This window comes from Symplocastrum torsivum (genome assembly GCF_059505465.1).
Genome location: NZ_JCACKQ010000013.1, coordinates 76900 through 101139, shown reverse-complemented (window position 1 = coordinate 101139; position 24240 = coordinate 76900). Strand labels below are relative to the sequence as shown.

Genomic DNA, 24240 nt, shown 5'->3' with positions numbered 1-24240 from the left:
GGCGAGATTCCCGACTTCTCAAAGAAGTCGGGAATCTGAAGCTCTCACATCTTATAACTCAAATAGGACTGCTATATAAGTGCTAATAAAGCATCAGCGGCGATGCGATCGCACTGAAGAAGATACCGTTGAGCTAATTTGAGCCAAGTTCCAATCAGGTCTGAGGTTTTTCGCTTGACGCAGATAGGGGTGGTAAATCTCGCACTGGGAGACGGGGGTATTAACGTGGATTAAGAAGCGGATACAACGCTCTAAGCTTCCTTCAACGTGCATTTGCTGAACATCCAGCAAGGCGACGTTGTTCCAGTGGGGGCGTTCTCGTGCGATCGCGGCTGGAAAGACAGCATCCAAGTCTCGCGTGGTCGTGAAGATCGCACTGATAATTTCATTAGGGTCAAGCCGATTGTGTGCTTCCAATTCATCCAGCAGTTCTGTCACAGCTTCTCGAATCGCCCCAACTGTATTTTCAGACGCTGTTGTTGCCCCACGAATTGCCCGAACTCGCCAGTCCACTTCCACTATTTACACCTCCGATTGCTGTTTTAATTTTCCCCTTAACAACCTTAACAAGGGGAAAGGGGTTAGATTTTAGATTCCAGACTAAAACTCGAATCCCTAATCTCCAATCCCCTTAAGGTCGATATAGCCATAGAGGCTGACCACTGGTAGACAGTTCAAATTCTACCCAATTCATTCCTGCTGATAGACCAGGGGGTATTCGACTAGCGTTGTTAGGCAGTAAACGGTTCAAGAAGGGTTTGGGTTCCTCGATGGTGTAACACTTGGTTTTCTCTGGGTCAAGACCAACCAATTCGGCAGCCCAACGTCGCGCATCTTCCTCGGTTCCCAGTCGGTCAACAACGCCGAGTTCGAGAGCTTGCTGACCCGTAAAGATACGACCATCGGCAAAGCTTCTCACCGTTTCTACTGCTAGTTTCCGACCATCAGCAACGGTTTGAACGAACTGTTGATAACTTGTATCAATCAAATCTTGAAGAATATTTTTTTCTGGCTCTGTCAGTTCGCGATCAAAAGCAAGAATGTCTTTGTAAGGGCCAGATTTAATAACTTTGAAGGAAACACCGATTTTTTCTAACAGGCGTTCCAGGTTATTTCCTCGCAGAATCACGCCAATGCTGCCAGTAATCGTACCAGGGTTGGCAACGATATGCTCGGCTCCTACACCAATATAAACTCCCCCAGAGGCGGAGATGTTGCCAAAGCTGGCAACGATTTTCATCTTCTGCCGTAGACGCACTAAGGCGCTGTAGATTTCTTGAGAATCGCCCACGGTACCGCCAGGGCTGTCAATGCGTAAGAGTAAAGCGGGAAATTTCTTCTCTTCTACTGTTTTTAGTGCCTCAAGCACCCGCTTACGGGTGGCACTACCGATCGCACCATTGACTTCTATTCGAGCAATTTGTTTACGAGATTTGGGCTTAAAAGGCCAGACCATGAGCTATTTAGTCGTTATGTAGTGAATGAGTCTAAGTAAGGTAAGCCTAGCAATTCCAAGGCTGGATATTGATCTAGTTTGCACGATCGACGATAGTTTCGCTGTCTCAGTGAAAGGTGTATTTTCCACACCCGCTTAACACAACGATATAATTCGTTACAATTATGTAGAGAATCATAAAATATTATCTTTTACACCTTTTTGTCGTTTTGCGCCTAGCGCCCAACCTGTAACTATGCACCTAAAAATCACCCCAATCCGCTCATCCTTCGCGTCTTTGTTACTAATTGCTCCATTTTTCCTCTGGGGAACGGCAATGGTAGCGATGAAAGGTGTTATCCCAAACACAACGGCTCTATTTATGGCAGGAGTACGTTTGGTGCCAGCAGGGGTTTTATTATTGGCGGCGGCAATGGTGATGGGGCGTCCTCAGCCAAAAGGATGGGCGGCATGGCTTTGGATTAGCTTGTTTGCTTTGGTGGATGGTGCGCTGTTTCAAGGTTTTTTAGCAGAAGGATTGGAAAGAACAGGTGCAGGTTTGGGTTCAGTGATGATTGACTCTCAACCTCTAGCCGTGGCGCTTTTGTCAGCGTTGCTGTTTGGTGAAGTGATTGGACTTTGGGGTTGGCTAGGGTTAGGCATCGGAGTCTTGGGAATCAGTCTGATTGGCTTACCTGATCAGTGGATTTTCAATCTTTTCCACGGTAATTCTCTATCTTTGCAGCTGACTTGGCAGCAGTTGTTTCAAAGTGGTGAATGGCTGATGCTGTTGGCAGCACTGTCGATGGCAGTAGGAACGGTGCTGATTCGATACGTGACGCGATATGCTGACCCAGTTGTGGCTACAGGCTGGCATATGATTTTGGGAGGGCTGCCGTTGTTTGCCTTTTCAGGAGTTTGGGAAAGCCAGCAGTGGGTTAATATTGACTTCTCTGGTTGGATGGCGTTGACTTACTCGACGGTTTTTGGAAGTGCGATCGCTTATGGTCTATTTTTCTATTTTGCCTCCAGTGGTAATCTCACGAGTCTGAGTTCTCTTACATTTCTAACTCCGGTCTTTGCATTACTATTTGGAAATCTGTTTTTATCTGAAGTACTTAGTCCCCTCCAATGGATGGGTGTCTCAATGACGTTGGTTAGTATTTATCTCATCAATCAGCGTGAGCAAATTACCCAAAAATTAAAGTCTCTTGTTCAGCAACCTGCTGCTATGCAAAATCAAGTTTTGGCTGAACAAAGCAGTCGTGTTGACTCTTGAGTTTAGGGTGTTTTTGCTTATCGCTTCTTCCCGATCGCGATCGCAACTGTACCAACAACGACTAAAACGGCTCCTAACATCCCTAAGGTTGTTAGGCGTTCGGGTGTAATTAAAGTGGGTGCTAGCCATGAAATTAGCCATACCGCGACAAAGGTAACAATTGGCGTTAGTGCGATTACAGCACTGACTCGTGAGGCTTCCCAGTGTTCTAATGCTTCAGCAAAAGAACCATAGGCAATCAAGGTATTTAAGGCGCAAAACAGCAGCATCCCAAAGTGTAATGGACTTAAAGTCAAAAGCTTTTGGGGTGAGGCAAAGGGGCTAAATAAAATTGCACAGCCACCGTAAATAATCAACATGATTGTTGAGGAGGGCAACTTGTCTAGAAGCTGCTTTTGAGCTAAGGCATAGATAGCCCAAGTTGCGGCGGCGATTACCAGGAGGGCATTACCGACTAAATAAGTTGATTGGGCTGTCAGTACTGTTTTTAATTGCTCGTTAAAAAAGAGAATTAATCCCAAAGTTAGGACACCTAAGCCTACCCATTGATGCAGGGTGTAGCGTTCTTTGAAAACGGCTAAGGCACCTAAACCAAAGAAAACCGAAGCAAGCTGGATAATAATTTCTGCGGTAGTGGGCGAGGTTTGCGCTAAACCTTGCAGAAATAATAAGTAATTTGACCCCAAAAATAGTGTTGCGATCGCAAGTAGTCCCAATGAAGCTGATCGCAGTTTCTGAGGTTCGGGGAGTTGCTGCCGTGCGCCGAGGTACACCACTAGTACCCCAAAAGCAACGAGAAAGCGAAACCAAGTCACCGTGTAAACATCCAGCGCTTGTAGTGTTACGGCTAAGGTAATCGGCAAAACCCCCCATAGAACTGAGGTTACAAGCGATAGCGCTAGTCCCAAGCGCCAACGCCCAGACGTTTGATGAAGTGGCATGAATCTTTATCCAGTGTTCAGGAGTCTTATGAGCAGGCTGATGGTGATACTCAAGATGAATATTAATCTTCTAGCAATTCCAAAAGCTGGGCTTCACTCAATTGGGTGATTCCCAACTCTTGGGCTTTTTCTAATTTGGAACCCGCATCTTCTCCGACAACTAAGTAATTCGTTTTAGAACTGACTGAGTTGGTGACTTTCCCACCCGCTTTCTCTATCAATTCCTTGGTTTCATCGCGCTTGAGGGTGGGCAATGTACCAGTGATTACAAAGGTTTGACCGCTTAAGGGTTGACTCTTGGCTGCGGTTGTGGATTGCACTTGGGCGGCTAACTGTAAATCAGCTTCTCGAAGTCTGGTAATCAGGGCTTGGTTTGCAGGAACTTGAAACCACTGAGAGACACTTTGAGCAATTTCTGGCCCAATACCGTAAACGCCTTCAATTTGTGCGGCGGTAGCACGTTGTAGCTGTTCAACGGTAGGAAATTGTTGGGTTAAGGTTTGAGCATTTACACTACCAACATGGCGAATCCCTAAGCCGTAGAGGACTCGCGCCCAAGGTTGAGTTTTGGAATTTGCGATCGCACCTACCAATTTCTCGGCTAATTTCTTACCCATCCGTTCCATTGAGGCAAGCTGCTCAGGTATTAAATCATAAAGGTCGGCAACGGAATGTACAACACCTTGGTCAACGAGTTGCTGGACAATCTTTTCTCCCAAACCATTAATATCGAGAGCATTACGGCTTGCCCAGTGGGTTATTGCAGCTTTGAGAATAGCTGGACAAGACGCATTAATACAGCGCATCACAGCTTCACCGACTGGGCGAACAACTGGCTGTTCACAGACAGGGCAGCAGCTTGGCATTTGGAACGGCTGCGTCCCCTCTGGGCGAAGTTCAGTCAGGACGCGCACGACTTCGGGGATAATCTCACCCGCTTTGCGGACAATCACGGTATCGCCAATGCGGATATCTAATTGGGCAATGCGATCGCTATTATGTAAAGTGGCTCGTTGAACCGTTGTCCCGGCAAGTTGTACGGGATGTAAGTGAGCTAGTGGCGTAAGTGCGCCTGTACGTCCAACATTAATTTTGATGTCGTCTACACGAGTTGGGGCTTCTTCAGCAGGATATTTAAGTGCGATCGCCCATTTAGGAAACTTCTGTGTAAAGCCCAGTTCCTCTTGAAGGGTAAACGAGTTGAGCTTTACCACCACCCCATCCGTCATGTAGGGCAGATTTCGCCGTTCTGTATCCCAGTAGTTGTAATAATCTCGAACAGCCTCCAACGAGGCACAGAGTTTGCGATTCGGATTCACCCGGAAACCAAACTTTTTCAGCATTTCCAGCGCCTCCCATTGGGTACGAGCGACATCGCTATCGTCTTTACCTGGAATATGCAAGGTATAACCAAAGAAATCCAACCGTCGCTTTGCAACAATTCGGGAGTCTAATTGCCTTAGTGTGCCTGCGGCTGCATTGCGAGGATTAGCAAATAACTGTTCTCCTGCCGCCTCTCGCTCCTCATTAATTTGTTCAAATACCTCTAAGGGCAAAAACGCCTCGCCTCGCACTTCCACAACGGCTGGCGGTTTCTCTACATTTAGCTGCAAAGGAATCGAGCGAATCGTTCGCACATTCTGGGTAATGTCTTCACCTGTAACACCATCACCCCGCGTTGCCCCCCTTGTCAAAACACCATCTTCATAAGTGAGTGCCAAAGCATTACCATCAATCTTCAGTTCACACACATATTCAAATCCCTCTAGTTTCGGGGCTGAACGCTGCCATCGTTCTTGCCACTTAGTGAATTCCTCAATGTTGAAGGCATTCTCCAAGCTGTAGAGCGGGATATTGTGCCGCACAGAGGTAAATTTAGATGCAGGTTTTTCTCCCACACGCTGGGTCGGACTCTCAGGCGTTATCAACTCAGGATGCTGCATTTCCAAGTCTTGCAGTTCCCGATACAGCTTGTCGTAAACGGCATCCGGCATCGTGGGGTTGTCAAGGACGTAGTAAGCATAGCTGGCACTCACCAACAGTTGCCGCAGTTCTTGAACTCGCTGTCTAATTTCAGGCGTTACTTGTGCCACAGCGTTACTCTTCCCAACGTTTATCCGACTCTAGTGTAGCGATTAGCGATTAGCGGTCAGCTATCAGCTTTCAAAAGTGACTCCTCTGCCTCCCCTGCTTCCTCTGCTTTCCCAGCAAATGATATTCAACTAGTCAAAGGCAGCTTAAATGAGCGATCGCTTTCATTGAGAACTAGCTGTAACTTTTTCAACAAGTCATCTGAGGTGTAGGGCTTTTGTAAGAAGGCTTCGACACTATTATCAAGAGTTTGAATTATTTCATGATTCGACATCAGTCCACTGCTAGCAATAATCTTGACCTGCGGATTCATTTTATGCAGGGTGCGAATTGTGGTCGAACCATCCAACGATGGCATCATCAGATCGAGTAAGACTACAGAGATTTCTTCTTTGTGCTGTGCGTATAAAGCGATCGCTTCTATTCCGTCGTTAGCCAGGAGGACGCGGTATTTGAACGCTTCTAGTAGAGTTTTTATAATCTCTCTAATCGAGGTTTCATCATCAGCAACAAGGATTAATTCCCCATTACCTATAGGTAGAGTATCGACTCTATCTTGTGGGGTTTGGATTTCAGTTTTCTCTAATGCTGGCAAGTAAATCTTAAATTGTGTTCCTTTTCCGACTTGGCTATGAACATTGATAAATCCACCATAGCTTTTAACAATACCCATTACTGTTGAAAGACCAAGCCCTGTCCCTTTGTCAATAGCTTTTGTTGTGAAAAATGGGTCAAAGATTCTCTCAAGTGTTTCCTCAGGAATGCCAATCCCTGTATCGGAGACTGTGAGTACAATATAAGAGCCAACTTTTGCTTCAATATTGAACTTAGTATAGGGTTCATCAATCCAAATATTTTCAGCCACGATGCTAAGCGTTCCGCCATTTGGCATCGCATCCTGGGCGTTAACACAAAGATTCATCAGGACTTGTTGGAGTTGAGTTGGGTCACCCAAAATTGGCCAAAGTTTCTGGGCTGATGTATCTACCTGAATTTCAATAGATTTAGAGAATGTATGTTTAGCAACCTTCTCTACTTCTAAGATTAAGTGAGCGACTTGTAGGATTTTGCGATCGCCAGCCATCCCTCTAGCAAACGAGAGAACCTGCTTTACTAATTCAGCTCCCCGTTTAGCATTCGTTTCCAGTATATTGAGCCACTTTTGGCTTTGCTGATCTTTGAGTTTTTGCTGCAAAAGTTGCACCGTCATTAGAATCGGGGCAAGCACATTGTTCAAGTCATGGGCAATACCACTAGCCAGTGTTCCAATGCTCTCTAGCCTCTGAGCGCGATGAAATTGGGCTTCAAGTTGTTTTTTCTCAGTTACATCTGTATTGACACTCAGGATTGATTTAGGTTGCCCATCTTCATCACGCACTAGCGTCCAGCGTGTCGCAACAACAATTTCCTTACCAGCTTTTGTGAGTTGATGTAACTCCCCTTGCCACTCACCTTTCGGGGTTAAACTGTTCAGGTTATGTTGCAGTTGAGGCAATGAGTCCCAATATAAAAGCTCTTCAACCTCCTTACCAATTGCTTCTTCTGCCTTCCATCCGTAGAGACGTTCAGCCCCTTTGTTCCAATATAAAATTTGATTTTCTAAGTCTTGAACAAAAATCGCATCCGTTGTGATATCAAGTAGCGCTGCTTGTTCACGAATTTTTTGGTCGGAACGCTTACGTTCTTGAATTTCCTGTTCTAGGCGCAGATTTTGCTCTTTTAGTGTTTTAGTCAGTTTCTGGAGACTCAAATGAAGCTGGATTCGAGCTATAACTTCTTCATGCTGAAGCGGCTTAGTGATGTAATCTACTGCACCAAGATTTAAACCTCTGACCTTATCCACTGTCTCGGATAGGGCAGTCATAAAAATTACGGGAACATCTTTTGTTCGTTCATTGGCTTTCAGGCAACGGCAAGTTTCAAAGCCGTCCATTCCAGGCATTAGGATGTCCAATAAAACCAAATCAGGGGGAGCATATTCTACTCTTTCAATTGCCGTTTCACCATCCTCAGCCACCAAAACTTTAAAACCAGAATCAGCTAAAAAATCGAACAGTACCTCTAAATTTGTGGGTGTATCATCGACGATTAAAATAACACCTTTGTTTGTAGTACCAACACTCATTCTTACCTCTTGTATTGTTTGAGAAATTCCACGATTTGTTTCCCTCTACGTCCGGAGTCTTTAGGGAATAGTCTTTCTCTTGCCTCTTCGTAAATTCATTCCAGATTCAAGTAAATCCGTATTTTTTTTTAAAGCTCTGCCTTTCGCACTGGCTTAGCTAGAAAATCATTGCAACCGACTGTTCGACTCTGCTGCTGATCAAATGTTGTTTTCCTCTATATTAGTAATATTAGCGTGGTGGGAAACTTCAGGGAAATCTAAATCCAGAGAGAAAATAGTTCCTTTTCCTAAGGTACTCTTCACGTTCAGTTTGCCATCCATCATCTGGACTAATTGACGGCTTATTGCTAATCCGGTTTCTTTCCTTCTGCCCTTGAGCCTGCTGCCTTCTGCCTTCTTGCACTAGAAAACTTTGCCTGCTCAACTTCTCACAAGTCCCTAGCCCGTGAAACGACAAGTTCTGTTTAATTGTGCCTAATTAATTATCACCACTCAGTCTTTCCTCTGATAGTGTTTAAGAAATTCTAGGACTTGCTTACTTTTAAAGGCTTTGGCGAGTTGACGAAGATGGTTTGTAAAGGGTATCCATTGCGGCTCTAACGCCTCTAGTCTTGTGATTTGCTCGATGATACCCCTGAGGTCACCTCTCATAGCTAAATCTATTAAAATATCTAATTCCTTAATAGGGGGAGGTATCAGTTCTTGATTTTGAGTTTCTGAGCTTGAATTAGCCTGATTTGCAGCCTGCCTTTCGTCTCTTGTTTCTTCATAAATCCATTCTAATTTTAAGTGAAGTCGTAATTTTTCTAAAAGGTCTGACTCCTGAACTGGCTTGGGCAAAAAATCATCGCAGCCGACTTCTCGACTCTGCTGCTGATCAAAATTAAAAACGCTAGCGGAGATGGCAATCACTACTACATTTATTAAATCTGGTAACATCCTGAGGCGACGGGTTGCTTCAAAGCCATCCATCACATTCATGACCAAATCCATGAATATTACGTTGGGCTTAAACTCACGCGCTTTATTCAAGCCATCTCGACCATCAATCGCTTCAACAACTTCAAATCCTATAGGCTCTAATAGATTAACTAAGACAGAGCGGTTTGCCCACTTGTCATCTACTACCAAAACCTTCGGCTTAGAACCTTTAAAACCAATGATGTTACCTTTATGCGTCTTGGCAATATCAGCGCGATGGGGTATCTCAGGCAAATCCAGATCCACCCAGAAAACACTTCCTTGTCCTAAGGTACTCTTTACTTTCAAGTCACCGCCCATCATCCGGACTAGTTGACGGCTAATTGCTAGTCCCAGTCCCGTTCCTTCTGTTTTACGCCTATCTTCACCCACCTGCTGGAATGGCAAAAAGATTTCTTCTAATTGCTCTGGTGCAATGCCAACGCCTGTATCTTCTACTTGAAACCGGAGTTTACCCTCCTGATACCCCACTTTGAATGTTATGCTGCCTTCTTCTGTAAACTTGACAGCATTGCTAAGTAAGTTAATTAAAACTTGCCGCAAGCGTTTATCATCAGCTCGAATCGCTTTTGGAAGTGGAGAAAGCGTTTGGTAGAGTAATGACGTTCCCTTTTGCTCTGCCCGAACCCGACATATTTCAGCAATTCCCTCAAGAAATTCAGCAAAATTGAAATCTTTTGGATAAAGTTCCATTTTCCGGGCTTCAATTTTCGAGAGGTCTAAAATGTCATTAATGAGTGTGAGCAGATGTTCGCCACATTGATGAATGATGCCAATACCATTTTGTTGCTGGTTAGTTAATGTTTTATCTTTTTTGAGAATTTGGGTATAGCCCAAAATGCCATTGAGTGGAGTTCTCAGCTCATGACTCATGTTCGCCAAGAACTCGCTCTTAGCGAGGTTTGCAGATTTAGCGGCGGCTTCGGCTCGTTTGCGATCGCGAATTTCCTCTTGCAACTCCTGCGTTCGTTCTTTTACTTTTACTTCTAGTGTTCGGTTAGATTCTTCTAAATCATTATAGAGACGCGCATTCTCAAGCGAAATTGCAGCTTGAGAGGATAAAAGTTGTAAAACTTTCAGCCGCTCTAAGGTGAAGGCGCTAGTGGTTAAGTTATTTTCTAAATAAAGGATGCCAATGAGTTTACCTTGATGCACAATTGGTGTGCATAAAATGGATTTTGTTTTTTTGTTGCTGATATAGCTATCTGTTGTAAATACTCCCTCACTACTAGCGTCGTTCAGTACGACATTCTCCTGAGTGCTTCGCACATAATTTATGATAGATAGGGGGAGCTGCTGACTAGTTTCTACGGGTGTCGATTGCTGTACCGTTATCTCACCCTGCCAGAAACTTGAGGCTTCTATGATTAATTGCCCTGTTTTTTCTAAAATCAAAAATCCTACTTCTGCTCCAGCATTTTCCATGACATTCCGCATTAGCTTAGTCAGAAGATTTTTGAGAGCAATTTCACCAGAAAGGGCTTGTGACGCTTTGATAACTGCGGCTAAATCCAGAGAGCCGACACTAGCTGTAGTCGTAGAGCTAACTGTCCGGTTCATCTCCAAATCTTGGCTCTCTTGCTTTGGTAATTGGGGAAAAATATGAGGGTATCTTGCTTCTAAATCATTGACTTTTGCCGTTGCTCCCCAGCGAAGATATCCATAGTAAGCATCAGCCAAATAGACCTGAGCTACTTTTTCCCTACCACACTCAAAATAAAACTTTGCTGCCAGTTCATTGATGAGTGCTTCTTCCTGAATATATCCCTGCTCCTTCGCTCCAGCAATAGCTCGGTCATAATAATCCATCGCTTGCCAGTATTCACCCAATACTCGTGCTTTCTCTGCCTCTACAAGCTCGTATTTATGCTGAAAATTCATTGGAGCATGGTCTGCCCAGCTTCGCATTTTTTCCTGGTTATTCATCACTTTCCTCAAGAGGTGTTCTTGTTGTGAGTGTGGTGATGATGGATAGATAGCTAGTTGTGCTAAAGAATCGTAGAAATAGAACAACGGTACAACCAAAGAGCCTTTGACACCATACAAATACTGTTCAGCTTGGGTTGCATTTTCTACAGCTTGAGAAAACTCACCAAACAGGTAACACAAAATTAATTTATTGAGAAATATATAATGTGTTGCTGTCCGCTCTTTGGCTTCAATATGAAGTGGTAATAATTGATCTTCATTGTAAGCCTCACCAATTAAACGGCAAGGATTTTCAGCGAATCCCAATAAGTTTGAAACTGCCTGATGAAATATTTGATGCCACGTTAATGCCGCTTCTTGATGGATGTGTGCGATCGCCTTACTATATCTAGCCATTTCCTGTTCCAGGCTTTTTAACTCCGAACCGCTCCAATAGGCGTGTTGACACTTATTAGTTCCTGAATATCCAGTATGTGCTAAATCTCCACACTCCAATCCGCTAGAGTAAGCATCTTCCAAAAGTGGTAAAGTTTCTCTGACGTGATATTTCCAGGGTATAATAAACGTTGCAACCTTAAACAAAGTCTGGCTTCTAGTCTCATGAACAGCTAAACGTTCTAATAGGTTTAAAGCCAATTGCCCAAATTTATAACTAGCTTCAATATCTTGTAACAACCCGCTGAAGACTACTCCATAATCAGCAAACCCACTAGCTGACAAAGGATTATTTCCATATTGAACGGATAAATTGACTTGCTGGCAAGCCATCAAGATAAATAGTTCAGGTGCAGATTGGTAGGCAGCAGGAACTAAACTGGCTATGAGTCGAAAGGCTGCCAGCTTGTTTGTATCTGTCATTGGCGGCAGATGAATTAAATCGTCTATGCCTTTCCCTGCCAAATTTTCTGTTGTTGTCTTGATAGCTTGCTGAATATCTAATGAAGTCGGTGATTCAGGGAGTTTCACGTCCAGTATGTCCAGAACTTGCAGACCAAGCTTCACGGCTTCGAGTAGTTTTCTTTGAACTTCACAGGTTTTAATTTGTACCTCATAAGTTTTCACTTTATCCAACTGCGTTTTGGCTTGTTGCAGCACTACCGCCGCTAGTTGCTCCATTTGCTCAAAATCACCATTAAGAAATGCTACTTCTGCGGCTTCCTGATGTAGAGCTAAAGTGAGTTCATAACGCTGATGCCAGCTAGAAGCTTGCAGTAGGCTCAAACCCACCTTTAGATAGCGGATAGCAGACTCATAAGCTGTCGCTGCTTTTGCCTTCTGACCAGCTATTAAATTCAGTTCAGCTAGCTCATATTTTTCTGAATCTAAGGTAAGTAAGTCGCTACCGTAATTGAGTTGGTTGACTAAAGCAAAGATATTGTTCTTTCGTTCTTCAATCGTAGTTTTTCGTAGTAGCAACTGACCGATTTTTAGATGAGTTTCTTTTTGGAGCGAATTTGGGATGAGGCAATAAGCCGCTTGTTGCACACGGTCATGCAGAAATTTATATCCAACTTTTAATGGCTGAATCTGCTGAGTAGGAGAGACTTCTAAGTCAAACGCCAGTGGAATTTTATAAGCCTCAGAAAGAGGTAGAATCAAACCGGATTGTAGTGCTTCCCACAAATCCTTTGCGGTTTCTGACTGAGATTTCTCACTGACAATAGCTAAGACATCTAAAGTAAACTTGTCTCCAATGCAAGCCGCTAACTTCAAGACATTCTGCGCCTTCTGTGACAGCTTTTGAATTTGGTTGACCATCAATTCGACAACATTCTCTGAGATATCAATGTCTTGTAAGCCATCGATGTCCCACTCCCAAGAGCCTTGGGTGAAATTAAAATATAACAAGTTTTCCTGGTAGAGAGATTTGAGCAACTGAGTTAAGAAGAAGGGATTCCCTTGGGTTTTCTTAAAAACTAACTCAGCTAATGGCTTTGACTTTTCTAGATCAGTACGGAGAGTATCGCTGATTAATTGCTTAACATGAGTAATCTCCAAAGGTTGGAGAACGATATTGTTGACAGCTACACCAGATTTTTGAATTTCCTCTAAGGTCAACATCAGCGGATGAGTCGCACTAACTTCGTTATCTCGGTATGCACCAATCAGCAACAGATATTCACTACCTGAGTCACAGGCAAGTAGTTTAATTAACTTCAGAGACGCTAAATCTACCCACTGCAAGTCATCGAGAAAGAGAACGAGAGGATGTTCTTTTTTCGTGAATACATGAATGAATTTTTGAAATATTCGATGGAATCGGTTTTGGGATTCAGTCGGTCCTAATTGCGGAACCTGTGGCTGAGAACCAACAATGCGTTCAACTTCAGGAATAACATCAATGATAACCTGACCATTAAGACCAAAGGCTGCTAAAAGCTTAGCTTTCCAAACTGCTATTTTGTCATCACTTTCCGTTAACAACTGCTGCATCAATTCTTGAAAGGCTTGAATCAAAGACGCATAAGGAATATTTCGCTTGAATTGGTCAAACTTACCGGAAATAGAATAACCTCGCTTACCCACAATGGGTTTATGTACTTCATTGACTAAAGATGATTTACCAATTCCCGAATAACCGCTGACTAATACCATCTCAGTCGCCCCAAGACTGACTCGTTCAAAGGCAGCCATCAAAGTACTAACTTCTCTATCGCGACCATAAAGTTTTTGCGGTAGGAGAAATTGGCTATATAAATCTAACTGACCAATACTGAAGTGGGAAATTTCACCAGACTCTTGTAGCATCTTTAAGCAAGTTTCTAAGTCAGCTTTTAGTCCTAAGGCATTTTGGTATCGGTCTTCAGCCATTTTGGCTAATAATTTCATTACGATGTCAGAAACTGCTTGGGGAATCTCTGGATTCAGTTCTTTTGGCGATACTGGTGTTCTTGCAATATGGCAATGAACTAATTCCAAAGGGTCAGTCGCCTGAAATGGAACCTGTCCCGTTAGCATTTCATAGAAGGTAACACCTAAGGAGTAAAAGTCACTTCGATAATCAATTGAGCGATTCATCCGTCCGGTTTGCTCCGGTGACATATAAGTGAGAGTTCCTTCAATCTCTCTGGGATTGCTAATCGCTTGATTTTCTCTGGATAAGCGTGATGAAATGCTAAAGTCGATCAGTTTAACTTGGTTGCTTTGGGTGTTGATTAGAATATTGTGAGGCTTAATGTCTTTATGAATAATATTGTTTTGATGCAACACTGAGAGTGTGGAAGCAATTTTAATAGCAATTTGTAGAAATGATAGTGATTTAAATTTATGGGTATTGATGGTTGTCTTGAGGCTCTCTCCTTCAAAATCTGATAAAATTAGCAATAATGTATTTTGGTAATGGTCTAGGGCTATCGGTTTAATGATTCCTTCTGCGTTAAGAGATTGAAGAATTTTATATTCATGTCTTAAACGAGTGAGTTCTTCTAAAGTAGGACATGGAGATTTGAGAGTTTTAATGATTACAGATGTAAAGTCTGTCTCCTTCAATGCACGATAAACACAAGTCGTAAACCCTTCATAAATAGTTTCAATAACGTTATAACCAGCAAGTACCGTGTTCATCGTTGTCTTCTGAAATTAATAGGGGTAAGAGACGATAAGCTAGTAGATTCCCCTCAGCTATGTTGCGAGAGTTTCCAATCGCCACCGCCTTCCCACCGTAAGATTCTCTAATGCAGTCTTCTTTCGATCGCCAATCCCCAGCCTCTGGTTCTTTATTGATAGTCTTCTAGCGGGAAAGGTGTAAAATTAAGCGATCGCATCTACAGCTTACGCTTTCTGCTTCAAGGTGTGAGGATGCGATCGCCTACTTTCAGTAAAGATACCAAAACTTTTACTACTAATCAGCAACACTAGCGAATGTCGTGGGTTGCAATTGGCAAAGCAATAAGCCAAACCAGCGTTTTGAGTCAGTCCAGACTTTCAGCGGTTTTAAACCCTTTGCTTGGAGTTCCTGTTGTATAACATCCAAGTCAAACTTTCGAGAGATTTCCGTCATTATGGTTTCATCAGTTTCAAAAAAAACTGTCAGGTCAATTTCTTCTAATCTAACCTGATGTGTCTTCAAACTTCGCAGATGCATCTCAATTTGATTGAGCTTTTCATTATAAAATGCCCAGTGTTTAAATAGTTGGGTATCAAAGTTCCCATTAAAGCGTTGGTTCAGATGCTCTAGTATATTCAGATTAAATTCAGCCGTTACTCCCTGGCTATCGTTATAAGCCGCTTCTAACAACTGTTTTGACTTTTGCAGATCGACTCCTAGCAAGAAATACTCCCCAACCTTTAGAGCCGCTGTAATCTGTGAGAAAAAGACATCACACTTTTGAGGATTAAGATTACCCAACGTACTACCCAAGAAAAAAATCATTCGTGTTGGTAGTTGAGGGGGTATAAGCTGTTTGAGCGCAAATTCATAAGTGCTAACTAAACCCTGAACTTGAAGTGAAGGATAATCTAATAGCAACTGTCGCGCACTGCTTTCTAAAATTCCGGCACTAACATCTATTGGTAAATAGCTTAATGGATAATCGAAGGCTTCGTAAGCATCGAGCAACAGGCGAGTTTTTGTTGAACTACCACTACCCAATTCTACTAATTCGCAAGCACCAGTGATTTGAGCAATTTCACCAGCATACTGCCGCAGAATCGACGCTTCTGTCCGCGTTGGATAATATTCTGGTAAATCACAGATTTGTTCAAAAAGCTCCGAACCCCGGTCATCATAGAAGTAGTGTGGTGGTAGTGATTTAGGAGTTTGAGTTAACCCTTGAATCACATCATTACCAGCATTGATGTGAGCATCTGAGGCGGCTATAGGATTAACTAACTGTTTAATCTGTAAACGTTCTTCTGGTTTAGCATATTGCTGATGGTAAGTTTCACTCACGCTAGCTGCACTCTGATTTGGATTTCTCATTGCATTTCTTCCCTACAATTAAATTACAAATTGACTGAAATACCTTGCTTATCGGGTTTCAGCTTAAGCCCTTAATTTGTTGTCTCTAGAAACAGGGTTATGACTTCGTAAAGACAAAATTAACGGCGATCAAACAAGGCTGATTACGCTACAACCAATCAACATGACCAGTACAGTACAAAGCCGCAAAATCTAGCATAAACTTGGATAATACCAAGATAAGCATTTCAAAGGATCGCCCATGAGTGGGTTGCTCAACCACCAGAACTAAGCAGTTGTAACCAATTTTTCGCTCAGCATCCGGACGTTACTCGATCAAGGCTACCGACTGAAAATTGGGTACATCCCGACTAGGGCAAATCTAGCCACTACAGGGATGGACGGCTTTACACCCCTAACCTATCAACGTGTTCTCATCGGAAAGCTTCCCTGAAAATTTCTACGACTCTCCGAAAAACAGTACAACCGTTTAACATTCCTGTATTGAGTTATTTCTCACACAAATGTTATTTCACTCCTACTTTAAACAAGGAGTTTGTCCATAAAGTATTCAATAATAATTTTTAGTTATATCGGTATTTTGGCATAGTGTGATTAATCTATAACTATCAGGCTTTGTTTTAGAAGGCGATAGACTAAACCTGCAAAACTTAGCCGCTTAAATAGGTACATCACTAAGATTTACAACCACATTTATTTTCTAAAAGCTAATTGTATTGAGTGAGGTAAGGACTCAGCCAACCATGATGGATTCCAAAACAAATCTGTTTAAATCAAACCCTAGAGATGGGTTTGTAGGCGAAGTCTCAGGGGAATCGCTTGCTGGGAATCAGCCGTTGCAATCACAAGTTCCCCAAATTAGTGTACAAGAACTGAAGGAACTACTCGATGCTCAGACGAAAAGTTTAGTGCTAGTGGATGTTCGTAACCCCAATGAACACGAAATTGCTCAGCTTCCGGGGTGGGTTCTCGTTCCTTTTCCACAAATCCAGAATGGAGAAGGCATTGCAAAAATTAAACAATTGCTGGAAGACAAGCGTAATGCTAGCCCAGACAATACTCCTCACTTAATTGTCATCTGTAAGATGGGTGTGCGCTCAGCAAAAACGCTTGCCCTACTTAAGGAAGAAGGAATATCTGGTATTAATGTCACAGGTGGTCTTGACGCATGGAGCAAAGAAATCGATCCAGCGATTCCTCAGTATTCCCTAGAGGATATGTCTCGACCTCAACTCATCCCGGTTAAGTCACGCTCTAAAATGCCACTGTTATTGTCTAGTTGTGGCGTTGTCATCGCAGTAGGAGTAGTCGCTTCTGTGTTTGCTGTGCGTCAAGACCCGGATTTGCTTAGACCAGTCATTGAAGCTGGTGTACCGTTAGAGTATGCGTCAGATTTGCCAATTTTGGGGTACGCCGTTCAGGAAGCCAAGGTACCTCAGATCGATGTTAAGCAAGTCAAGCAGTTGATCGATCGCAAGTCCAAGAATTACGTGCTAGTGGATGTTCGTGACAAAAACGAGTATGACGTTTCTCATCTTCCAGGGGCAGTACTTGTACCATTAACAGACATTGAAAAGGGAAAAGGTACTGCCAAAATTAAGTCATTGCTCAAAGGTCGCCAATTGATTACCTACGGCACATCGAGCAAACATTCTGCTAGGGCGCTGATACTGCTAAAAAAGGCGGGAATCAAGGGAACTCAAGTCAAAGGTGGAATTAAGGCATGGAAGCAAGAGAGTAAGCGTTCCATGGCACGTACCCATTAGTCAGCTTCAGTGGTTTAGGTGGAATGGCACGAGCTTAAGCGAAAATAGTCGTTGGTAGAAAAACCAGGCGCAGGGGGCTTTCCGCCCAAACCCCCTGCACAAGGATTGATCGGTGTGATGAATTTTCTAAGAGAAGCCAGCGTTCTGTTGCGTAGCCACGAACGCCTGGAGTATGTCACTTGACTCCATCAGCATCATAAGCACAGCGAAACCCTGCCAAAATCTGACGGATGCTTGGATAATACCAGTTGCGAAAGCTCGATCGCATTGCCCATGGACGAGTTGCCCAACTACCTCCTTTCAAAACTCGGTGCTGTCCGTCGAAATACACCTGGGAATAGCCTCGATAAGGATAGCTAACGAATCCCTCGTAGCCATCAAACCAACTTGATGTCCACTCCCAAACATTCCCTAGCATGTCGTAACAACCATAGGCGCTTTGTCCTGCTGGATACGCATTGACGGGTGTTGTTTGTCGGGTGGTTTGATCATGGTTGCAATGGTGAGTTTGAGGTGATGCTTCTCCCCAAGGGTAGGTACGATGGCACCCAAGCCTCGTGTCCCAACTAGCGGCTTTTTCCCATTCTGCCTCTGTTGGTAATCGCTTTCCAACAAAGCGGGCATAGGCATCAGCTTCGTACCAACTAACACCGCAGACAGGGTGATTATCCCAAGTTGGGGCAAATGACCAGTAGAGGGGTTCTTGCACGGGATTCTCTTGCAACCATTGCCAGCCAGCCGTTGACCACCATTGAGAATTTTGGTAGCCACCTGCCTCCATAAATACTCGGTACTGTTTGCAGGTGACGGGATAGCGGTCAATCCAGTAAGTGTCCAGATAGACACGATGAAGCACGCGCTCATTATCCAAGGCGTCAATGGAGTCGTTCCCCATCTCAAACTCACCCGCAGGAATTTCAAGCATCTCCGTTGGGGGTTGCAAGTCTGAAGGCAAAGGTTTGGCACGTCCCCTCACCCACATCTCCTGATGCCGTTCTAAATGGTGCCAGCGTTGTAGTTGCAAAATAAAGGCAATGATTTCACTATGCTGGCTCTCATGTTGAATCAAAAATCGCCACAAGCGTTCTTGATTGGCTAGGGGCGCGGTTTCCAGGTAGCTCAATACTTTACTTCTGACGGTATCCAGATAATCGCAAACGTCTGAAAAGGCTGGTAGGTTCTCACGTTCGCACTTGGGTAAACCATCAGCCGCAAACAGCTTATGATATTGGGGAAACATCGGTGCTAAGCCAGCACAACGCTCTAGTATCCAATAGGCTTCAATGAAGGCAATGTGACCTAAATGCCAACCAATGGGGCTAAAGTCTGGATGAGCTTGCCGACGAAAGGCTGTATCATCAATGCCTTCAAAGAGAGCTAGAGTTCCGAGGCGACACTGATGCAGGGTAGATGCGATCGCGTCTTTACACGAGTTGATGGATGTAGACTTCAAGATTTTCTCCCACACTGAAAATACTACTCTCCGGACAACTGTTCCAATTACCAGTGAATAGCGGTTCAGAAGCAATAATTACTGCATTTGGGTACATCGGGTCATCCCTCAACCAGTAGAGTGAAGGTGTAGAAGTGCCATGAGCATAGCGACTGGCGATAAGATGATGTCCATCACTGATAACCACATTGCCAGAAAAGCTCACAGAATGGGCTTTTGCTAACTCAGTTAGGGTCATCAATGTTGTTTCTAATGCCTTGGCGATTGTGGTATCTGGCAAGGCTTGCAATGTGTTGACAATCAGGGCGAAGATGTGTTCGGAGTCAGTAGTGCCGTTGATGGATTGGTAAACAGCATCACTTAGGCGATCGCGTATTGGCCGATATAAAGTCGAACGGAACTTTTCAATGTTACCGTTGTGGATAAATAAAAGGCGATTATCCCGAAACGGCTGACAGTTACTTAAATCTAATGCCTGACCTGCTGTTGCACTGCGGACATACCCCAGCGCACATTTCGACTGAATGTAACGGCTTAGTTCAGGAAGGTTAGTATCATTCCAAATCGGTACTGTGCTTTTGTAGGTGAAGGGGTCAGCATTCCCTTCAGTGGGATACCAACCGATTCCTAACCCATCAGCATTGACGACTCCAGAAGTCATCTCTTTGGGTTGGTAACTCTGGACAACCAGCGAATGTTCTGGTTTGTACAGTAGGTGGTCAAGTTGAATCGCTGGCCCAAGGTAGCCAAGTAATCGGCACATTTTGAAGAGTTTGCTCCTAAATCACAATGAAAATCATCCAAAGGTGGATGTGAGGCTTTAAAACCGCAATCAATAAAGATGCTTGGTTTCTATGAAACTACTTTTCGGAAAGGCTTTGAGTTTATCCCACTGGTGTTGAACCTATCAGAGACTTTGATGTTGTTAAGCCTCTCGTTGGAAGCATCCGATGAGAGCAACCCAGCTTGTAGAGTGCTATGAGTCGCGCCCCTGAACCACGACAGTTTAAATCTATTCACTCTCGCGATCTTTACATAAGTTTGTATAAACTGACCACAATTGCTACCTAAGAAATGGTTGCAGCAGTACACAACAAGAGAAGGGGAAAAAGTTCAAGAGAGTTTCTTGGTTCCCAAATTCATCCTGTGATTGTGTAACACCTTGCGATCGCTTTAGCTATCTGGATCAATCCGCAAAGCCGTGATCATGACCTGTAGTTGAGTATAGATGGTCGAGAACACTCAGCCATTGTGCTGTTCAGGCTCATGGGAGACGTTCACGATGAGTAATCAAAAACCCTTTATCCCTAAGCTTATCCTTCCTGTTGGCACCCAAGTTGTAACTCGTGTTGAGGTGATTGCTTCTGGTGAACTTGTGCATCCTAGTGGAGCTGTTGGAGTTATTGTACAAGCGCCAGTTGACTATTCCCATTCCTATCGAGTGCAATTGCCTGATGGTGCTGTTGTTTCCTTGCGACGGGAAGAACTCACTACCCGCAAGCAATGGCAACAGGAAAGTCTGCAACCCGCTTTAGGGTTAGGGGATGATTTATCACTTTACGATTATGTTATTTATCGCTGTGTCGTTGGTTCCAAGGCGTATGGTCTAGATCATGCTGGTTCTGATACAGATCGACGGGGTATCTACTTGCCACCAGCAAAATTACATTGGTCACTCAATGGCATTCCTGAACAACTCGACAATAAGCAAACCGAAGAATGCTATTGGGAAATCCAAAAATTTCTGACCTTAGCGCTGAAGGCAAATCCTACTGTTCTAGAGTGTCTCTACACACCTCTTGTGGAAACTGCAACACCACTGGCAGAAGAACTGTTGTCAATGCGCGAATGTTTCCTCTCCCAACGGGTTTACCAAACCTATAACGGCTACGTGATGTCTCAGTTCAAAAAGCTAGAACAAGACCTCCGTACCAAGGGGGCGATTAAGCAGAAGCACGCAATGCATCTAGTTCGCCTCTTACTCTCAGGCATCACGGTACTTAAAGAAGGCTTCGTACCAGTGCGGATTGATGAAAAACACCACCAACAACTGTTAGCAATCCGGCGTGGCGAGATGCCTTGGGAGGAGGTCAATGCTTGGCGCCTGAGGTTACACCAAGATTTTGAACGTGTCTATACAACAACAAATCTACCAGAACGGCCAAATTATGAAAGAGCAAATGCTTTCTTACTTAAGGCACGTCGAAGCATGGTGTAGGCTGAATCAAGGCTACACGAAGAGAGCATTAGCGAGCTTAGATGATTACTATTACGTGAAAAAGCTCTTGGTAGTCTTGCCGATGTTTCGACCCAAGAGCTTTTTCGTTGTAACGTTCACAGTTCACTCCTCACTAGAAGAGAGAATACTGCCTCATTGACTCGCCTGATGCCTATCAGAAGTGGGACAACTTTGTAAACCTCGATAGTGCAAAAGGATACAATCATATTGTGCGATCGCCCAAAAATGAAGCAGGAACACATGACCCATGCTCCTGCTTAAATACTTTATTGGGGTTCGACCCTTAGCCAAGCAAAAAGGCTAAGTGCTTACATTAATTGAGTTGATGCTAAGACAAGTCCCACAGGTGTCCTTAGAGACGTTGAGCGAGAAACTGTCTCTTGTAACTCTGACACTCTTAGTACAACTCTTCTTCTTGGTGGGTGAGAATCGTGCAATCAGATTTTGGATAAGCGACACAGGTTAGAACGTATCCAGCTTCAATCTGATCATCATCCAAGAAAGACTGATCAGATTGGTCAATCTCACCCTCAGTTATTTTGCCAGCGCAGGTAGAGCAAGCACCAGCGCGACAGGAATAGGGGAGGTCAAGACCTTGCTCCTCAGCCGCGTCAAGAATGTACTCATCATCGGGAACTTCAATTGTTGTGTTCAGCCCTTCGGCTTCGTTAATCAACGTAACCTTGTAACTTGCCATTTTTGTGATTCCTCTCAGTTGACTTGACACGGCAATGTAAAAACTGTGTCCAGCGTACTTCGCCTGTAGAAAGCTTAGTTTGCCGTGTTCGCTTCATTTCTGATACTACGAGAAAAAGCTTTCATAGGTTAGACAGGATTAGGAATGAAAGTGTGAAATCCGTATTAAATTAGTTATCCTTATGACCCAGAGGGAAGCTCGTCTCGTTAAAAGTCACCTTCACAGTAACTCTCAAGCTCAGCTCTAACAAGAGTTTCCCAATTCTTAACCTTCACCGCTTCTTTGCCTAAGCTTTCTATAAATTAGTATTAGTTATGGTTATAGCTAAAATCAATGATTTGTTCTTAGACATGGGTAAGACTTGACGGTAAATGAAAGTTACTCCGGTTTAGACTCTCGACTCAAATCCCGCAAAAGCGACAGAGGAGTAACGTTGAGCCGCCTCGATAAAAGCTGTAATATCTGCCTCTTTTGTATTGAAAGCCGTCACTAACCGGATTGTCGTGAAAGGCTCTCCCTGCTTACAGTAGAACTGAAAGCCCTCTGCTAAAAGTCCTGTAATTAAGGTATTAGGAAATTGAGCAAAGATTTCGTTGGCTTCAACCGGGTAGCAAAGCTTTACATCCGGTAACTCGGCTAATCCTTGGGCTAACTTCCTTGCCATTCGGTTAGCATTCTCCGCATTCCTCAACCACAAATCATCTTTGATGTAAGCCTCTAACTGCGCCGACAAGAACCGCATTTTCGAGAACAAATGCCCACTGCGTTTGCGGCGGAAGGCAAAGCTCTGAGCTAAGGCTTGATTAAAAAAGACTACGGCTTCAGCACCAAGAGCGCCGTTCTTCGTCGCCCCAAAAGAGAGGATATCAACGCCAGCCCGCCAAGTTAAGTCAGCAGCAGAACAGCCCAAACTAACCACAGCATTGGCAAAACGCGCCCCATCCATGTGAAGGTAAAGACTATGGTGCTTTGTAACCTCGGCAATTGCCCGGATTTCATTGAGGCTATAGACTGTTCCTGCTTCAGTTGCTTGGGTAATACTGACAGACGCGGGCTGCACATGATGGACAATACCAGCACCTGCGCGATCGAGTACGGTTGCTAAGTCAGTGGCGTGAATCTTACCATCACAGCTAGGAAGTGTTACTAGCTTCGCCCCGCCTGTATAGAATTCTGGTGCGCCACATTCATCGACATTAATATGTGATTCAGCATGACAGTAGATTGCCCCAAAGGGTGGAGTCATGACAGATAGGGCAAGAGCATTAGCGGCTGAGCCAGTTGCAACTGGGAAAATTGTTACCTCTTTCTCAAACAGTTCACTGAACTGGGTAGCTAAGCGTTGAGTATATTCATCTTGACCATAAGGCATTGCAGCACCATCATTAGCCGCATTCAGCGCTGCCATGATTTCGGGTGATACACCTGTGACATTATCGCTAGCAAAGTTCATGACTTGAGTGTCGTCTCCTGCTGAGTGTAGAGTTAAACTTCTATTATCGAAGCTAAACATTAGCTCCGGTTTCCGGCGAGGGAAGGGGAAGTAATATAGAGTCCGGCTTCCTTCTCCGCTCCAGGGAGGAGTTGGGGGAGGAATCAAACTCACCTCAATCCCAACATGAGCAAAGAAAATACCTGTCCAACAGTTAACTGTAGGTCTAGGAAGTCTGGCACTGGCAGACTGTCCTCTGGTTGCCGTTTAATTTCGGGTAATTGATTGGGTTGAAAGCAAATAATTGCCTTTTCTTCCGGGTCAATCAGCCATCCCGAACTTGTCTGATGTTTGAGACAGAACAGAATATTATCAGTTACCCTGGTCTGCGACTGGTCTGGCGAGAGGATTTCAATCGTCCAATCTGGAGCAAGTTCAAATGTGTTTGCAACTTCTCCATCAGCATCGAAAGGAATTCTACTCCATCGAAAAACTGCTACATCTGGTACGATTGAGCGGCCCCCAAAGGTACAGCGCAGTTCTGGGAAAGCGTAAGCAATTTTCTCTGGGAATCCTACTTCGTTAATCGTATCGGCAAGGCGTAATTGCAGGGTGCTGTGTTTCCCTTGCGGCATGGGTTTTTGGTAGATTTGACCGTTTATGAACTCGCTGGCTGGTTTTGTCTCCGGAAGTTTAAGAAACTCAGCTAGAGTGATTGGTTTGGTCGTTGCGGTCATGGTGTTTCTTGAATCGAGAGGCGATTTCTACAGAAAAACTGTGCTAATGCCCTGAGGTTTCGCAATACTCTAACTAAGATGAGGCTACGGGTTTGAGTATGTCATCACTTTAACATTCACTTCAAAGACTAATTTGGGGCGATCGCCTTTCTAGAAACCTTGGCTCCTAAAAGCGATCGCCCATCCAATGATCCCATGAACGGTTGATTAATTC

The 24240-nt window shown here is 44.0% G+C and carries 15 protein-coding genes and 1 pseudogene; 3 read left to right on the top strand and 13 right to left on the bottom strand.

All coding sequences use genetic code 11. The annotated features are described in order from the left end of the window. Positions 1 to 93: 93 nt before the first annotated feature. Both aroH and sppA read right to left on the bottom strand, forming a co-directional pair. Complete coding sequence (gene aroH, locus AC5JL3_RS04640; protein WP_496073370.1) at positions 94 to 513, bottom strand: chorismate mutase; 420 nt, start codon at positions 511 to 513, stop codon at positions 94 to 96. A gap of 118 nt (positions 514 to 631) precedes the next feature. After that, positions 632 to 1456 (bottom strand): signal peptide peptidase SppA, encoded by an 825-nt coding sequence (gene sppA / locus AC5JL3_RS04635; protein WP_496073357.1) that lies wholly within the window; start codon positions 1454 to 1456, stop codon positions 632 to 634. Positions 1457 to 1691: 235 nt separating this feature from the next. On the opposite strand from sppA, the gene AC5JL3_RS04630 reads away from it, so the two are divergent. Next, entirely contained in the window at positions 1692 to 2714 is a 1023-nt protein-coding gene (locus AC5JL3_RS04630; protein ID WP_496073356.1) for a DMT family transporter, read from the top strand. A gap of 17 nt (positions 2715 to 2731) precedes the next feature. On the opposite strand, the gene AC5JL3_RS04625 is transcribed toward AC5JL3_RS04630, so the two are convergent. From AC5JL3_RS04625 to egtD, 6 genes and pseudogenes are all read right to left on the bottom strand, one after another. Then, positions 2732 to 3655 (bottom strand): DMT family transporter, encoded by a 924-nt coding sequence (locus AC5JL3_RS04625; RefSeq protein ID WP_496073355.1) that lies wholly within the window; start codon positions 3653 to 3655, stop codon positions 2732 to 2734. Positions 3656 to 3717: 62 nt separating this feature from the next. Next, positions 3718 to 5748 carry an NAD-dependent DNA ligase LigA gene (gene ligA, locus AC5JL3_RS04620; RefSeq protein ID WP_496073354.1) on the bottom strand — a complete coding sequence of 677 codons (2031 nt, stop codon included), beginning with the start codon at positions 5746 to 5748 and terminating at the stop codon, positions 3718 to 3720. 125 nt (positions 5749 to 5873) lie between these two features. Then, positions 5874 to 7871, bottom strand: coding sequence for an ATP-binding response regulator (locus AC5JL3_RS04615; protein ID WP_496073353.1), 1998 nt, complete (start codon positions 7869 to 7871; stop codon positions 5874 to 5876). A gap of 198 nt (positions 7872 to 8069) precedes the next feature. Next, positions 8070 to 8234 (bottom strand): annotated as a pseudogene (locus AC5JL3_RS04610) (ATP-binding protein); the annotation flags it as partial. A gap of 129 nt (positions 8235 to 8363) precedes the next feature. After that, positions 8364 to 14345 (bottom strand): hybrid sensor histidine kinase/response regulator, encoded by a 5982-nt coding sequence (locus tag AC5JL3_RS04605; RefSeq protein WP_496073352.1) that lies wholly within the window; start codon positions 14343 to 14345, stop codon positions 8364 to 8366. 277 nt (positions 14346 to 14622) lie between these two features. Next, positions 14623 to 15702 carry an L-histidine N(alpha)-methyltransferase gene (egtD, locus tag AC5JL3_RS04600; RefSeq protein ID WP_496073351.1) on the bottom strand — a complete coding sequence of 360 codons (1080 nt, stop codon included), beginning with the start codon at positions 15700 to 15702 and terminating at the stop codon, positions 14623 to 14625. Between the two features lie 743 nt (positions 15703 to 16445). Between egtD and AC5JL3_RS04595 the strand changes: the two genes are divergently transcribed. Next, positions 16446 to 17468, top strand: coding sequence for a rhodanese-like domain-containing protein (locus AC5JL3_RS04595; RefSeq protein ID WP_496073350.1), 1023 nt, complete (start codon positions 16446 to 16448; stop codon positions 17466 to 17468). A 175-nt stretch (positions 17469 to 17643) separates the two neighbouring features. Here AC5JL3_RS04595 and egtB read toward each other — a convergent pair whose 3' ends face one another. Further along, the gene (egtB, locus tag AC5JL3_RS04590) at positions 17644 to 18921 is read right to left on the bottom strand and encodes an ergothioneine biosynthesis protein EgtB (protein WP_496073349.1); all 1278 of its coding nucleotides are present in this window, start codon (positions 18919 to 18921) and stop codon (positions 17644 to 17646) included. Continuing rightward, positions 18893 to 19684 carry an ergothioneine biosynthesis protein EgtC gene (gene egtC, locus AC5JL3_RS04585; protein ID WP_496073348.1) on the bottom strand — a complete coding sequence of 264 codons (792 nt, stop codon included), beginning with the start codon at positions 19682 to 19684 and terminating at the stop codon, positions 18893 to 18895. Before egtC ends, egtB begins: the two co-directional genes overlap by 29 nt. 519 nt (positions 19685 to 20203) lie before the next feature. On the opposite strand from egtC, the gene AC5JL3_RS04580 reads away from it, so the two are divergent. After that, a complete protein-coding gene (locus AC5JL3_RS04580; RefSeq protein ID WP_496073347.1) occupies positions 20204 to 21139 on the top strand; it encodes a nucleotidyltransferase domain-containing protein in 936 nt (311 codons plus the stop codon). Positions 21140 to 21557: 418 nt separating this feature from the next. Here AC5JL3_RS04580 and AC5JL3_RS04575 read toward each other — a convergent pair whose 3' ends face one another. From AC5JL3_RS04575 to AC5JL3_RS04565, 3 genes are all read right to left on the bottom strand, one after another. Next, entirely contained in the window at positions 21558 to 21857 is a 300-nt protein-coding gene (locus tag AC5JL3_RS04575) for a ferredoxin (protein ID WP_496073346.1), read from the bottom strand. 388 nt (positions 21858 to 22245) lie between these two features. After that, on the bottom strand, positions 22246 to 23370 hold the full coding sequence (locus tag AC5JL3_RS04570) for a threonine aldolase family protein (protein ID WP_496073345.1): 1125 nt from the start codon (positions 23368 to 23370) through the stop codon (positions 22246 to 22248). Positions 23371 to 23459: 89 nt separating this feature from the next. Further along, positions 23460 to 24026, bottom strand: a complete 567-nt coding sequence (locus AC5JL3_RS04565) for a Uma2 family endonuclease (protein ID WP_496073344.1) — start codon at positions 24024 to 24026, stop codon at positions 23460 to 23462. Positions 24027 to 24240 lie beyond the last annotated feature (214 nt).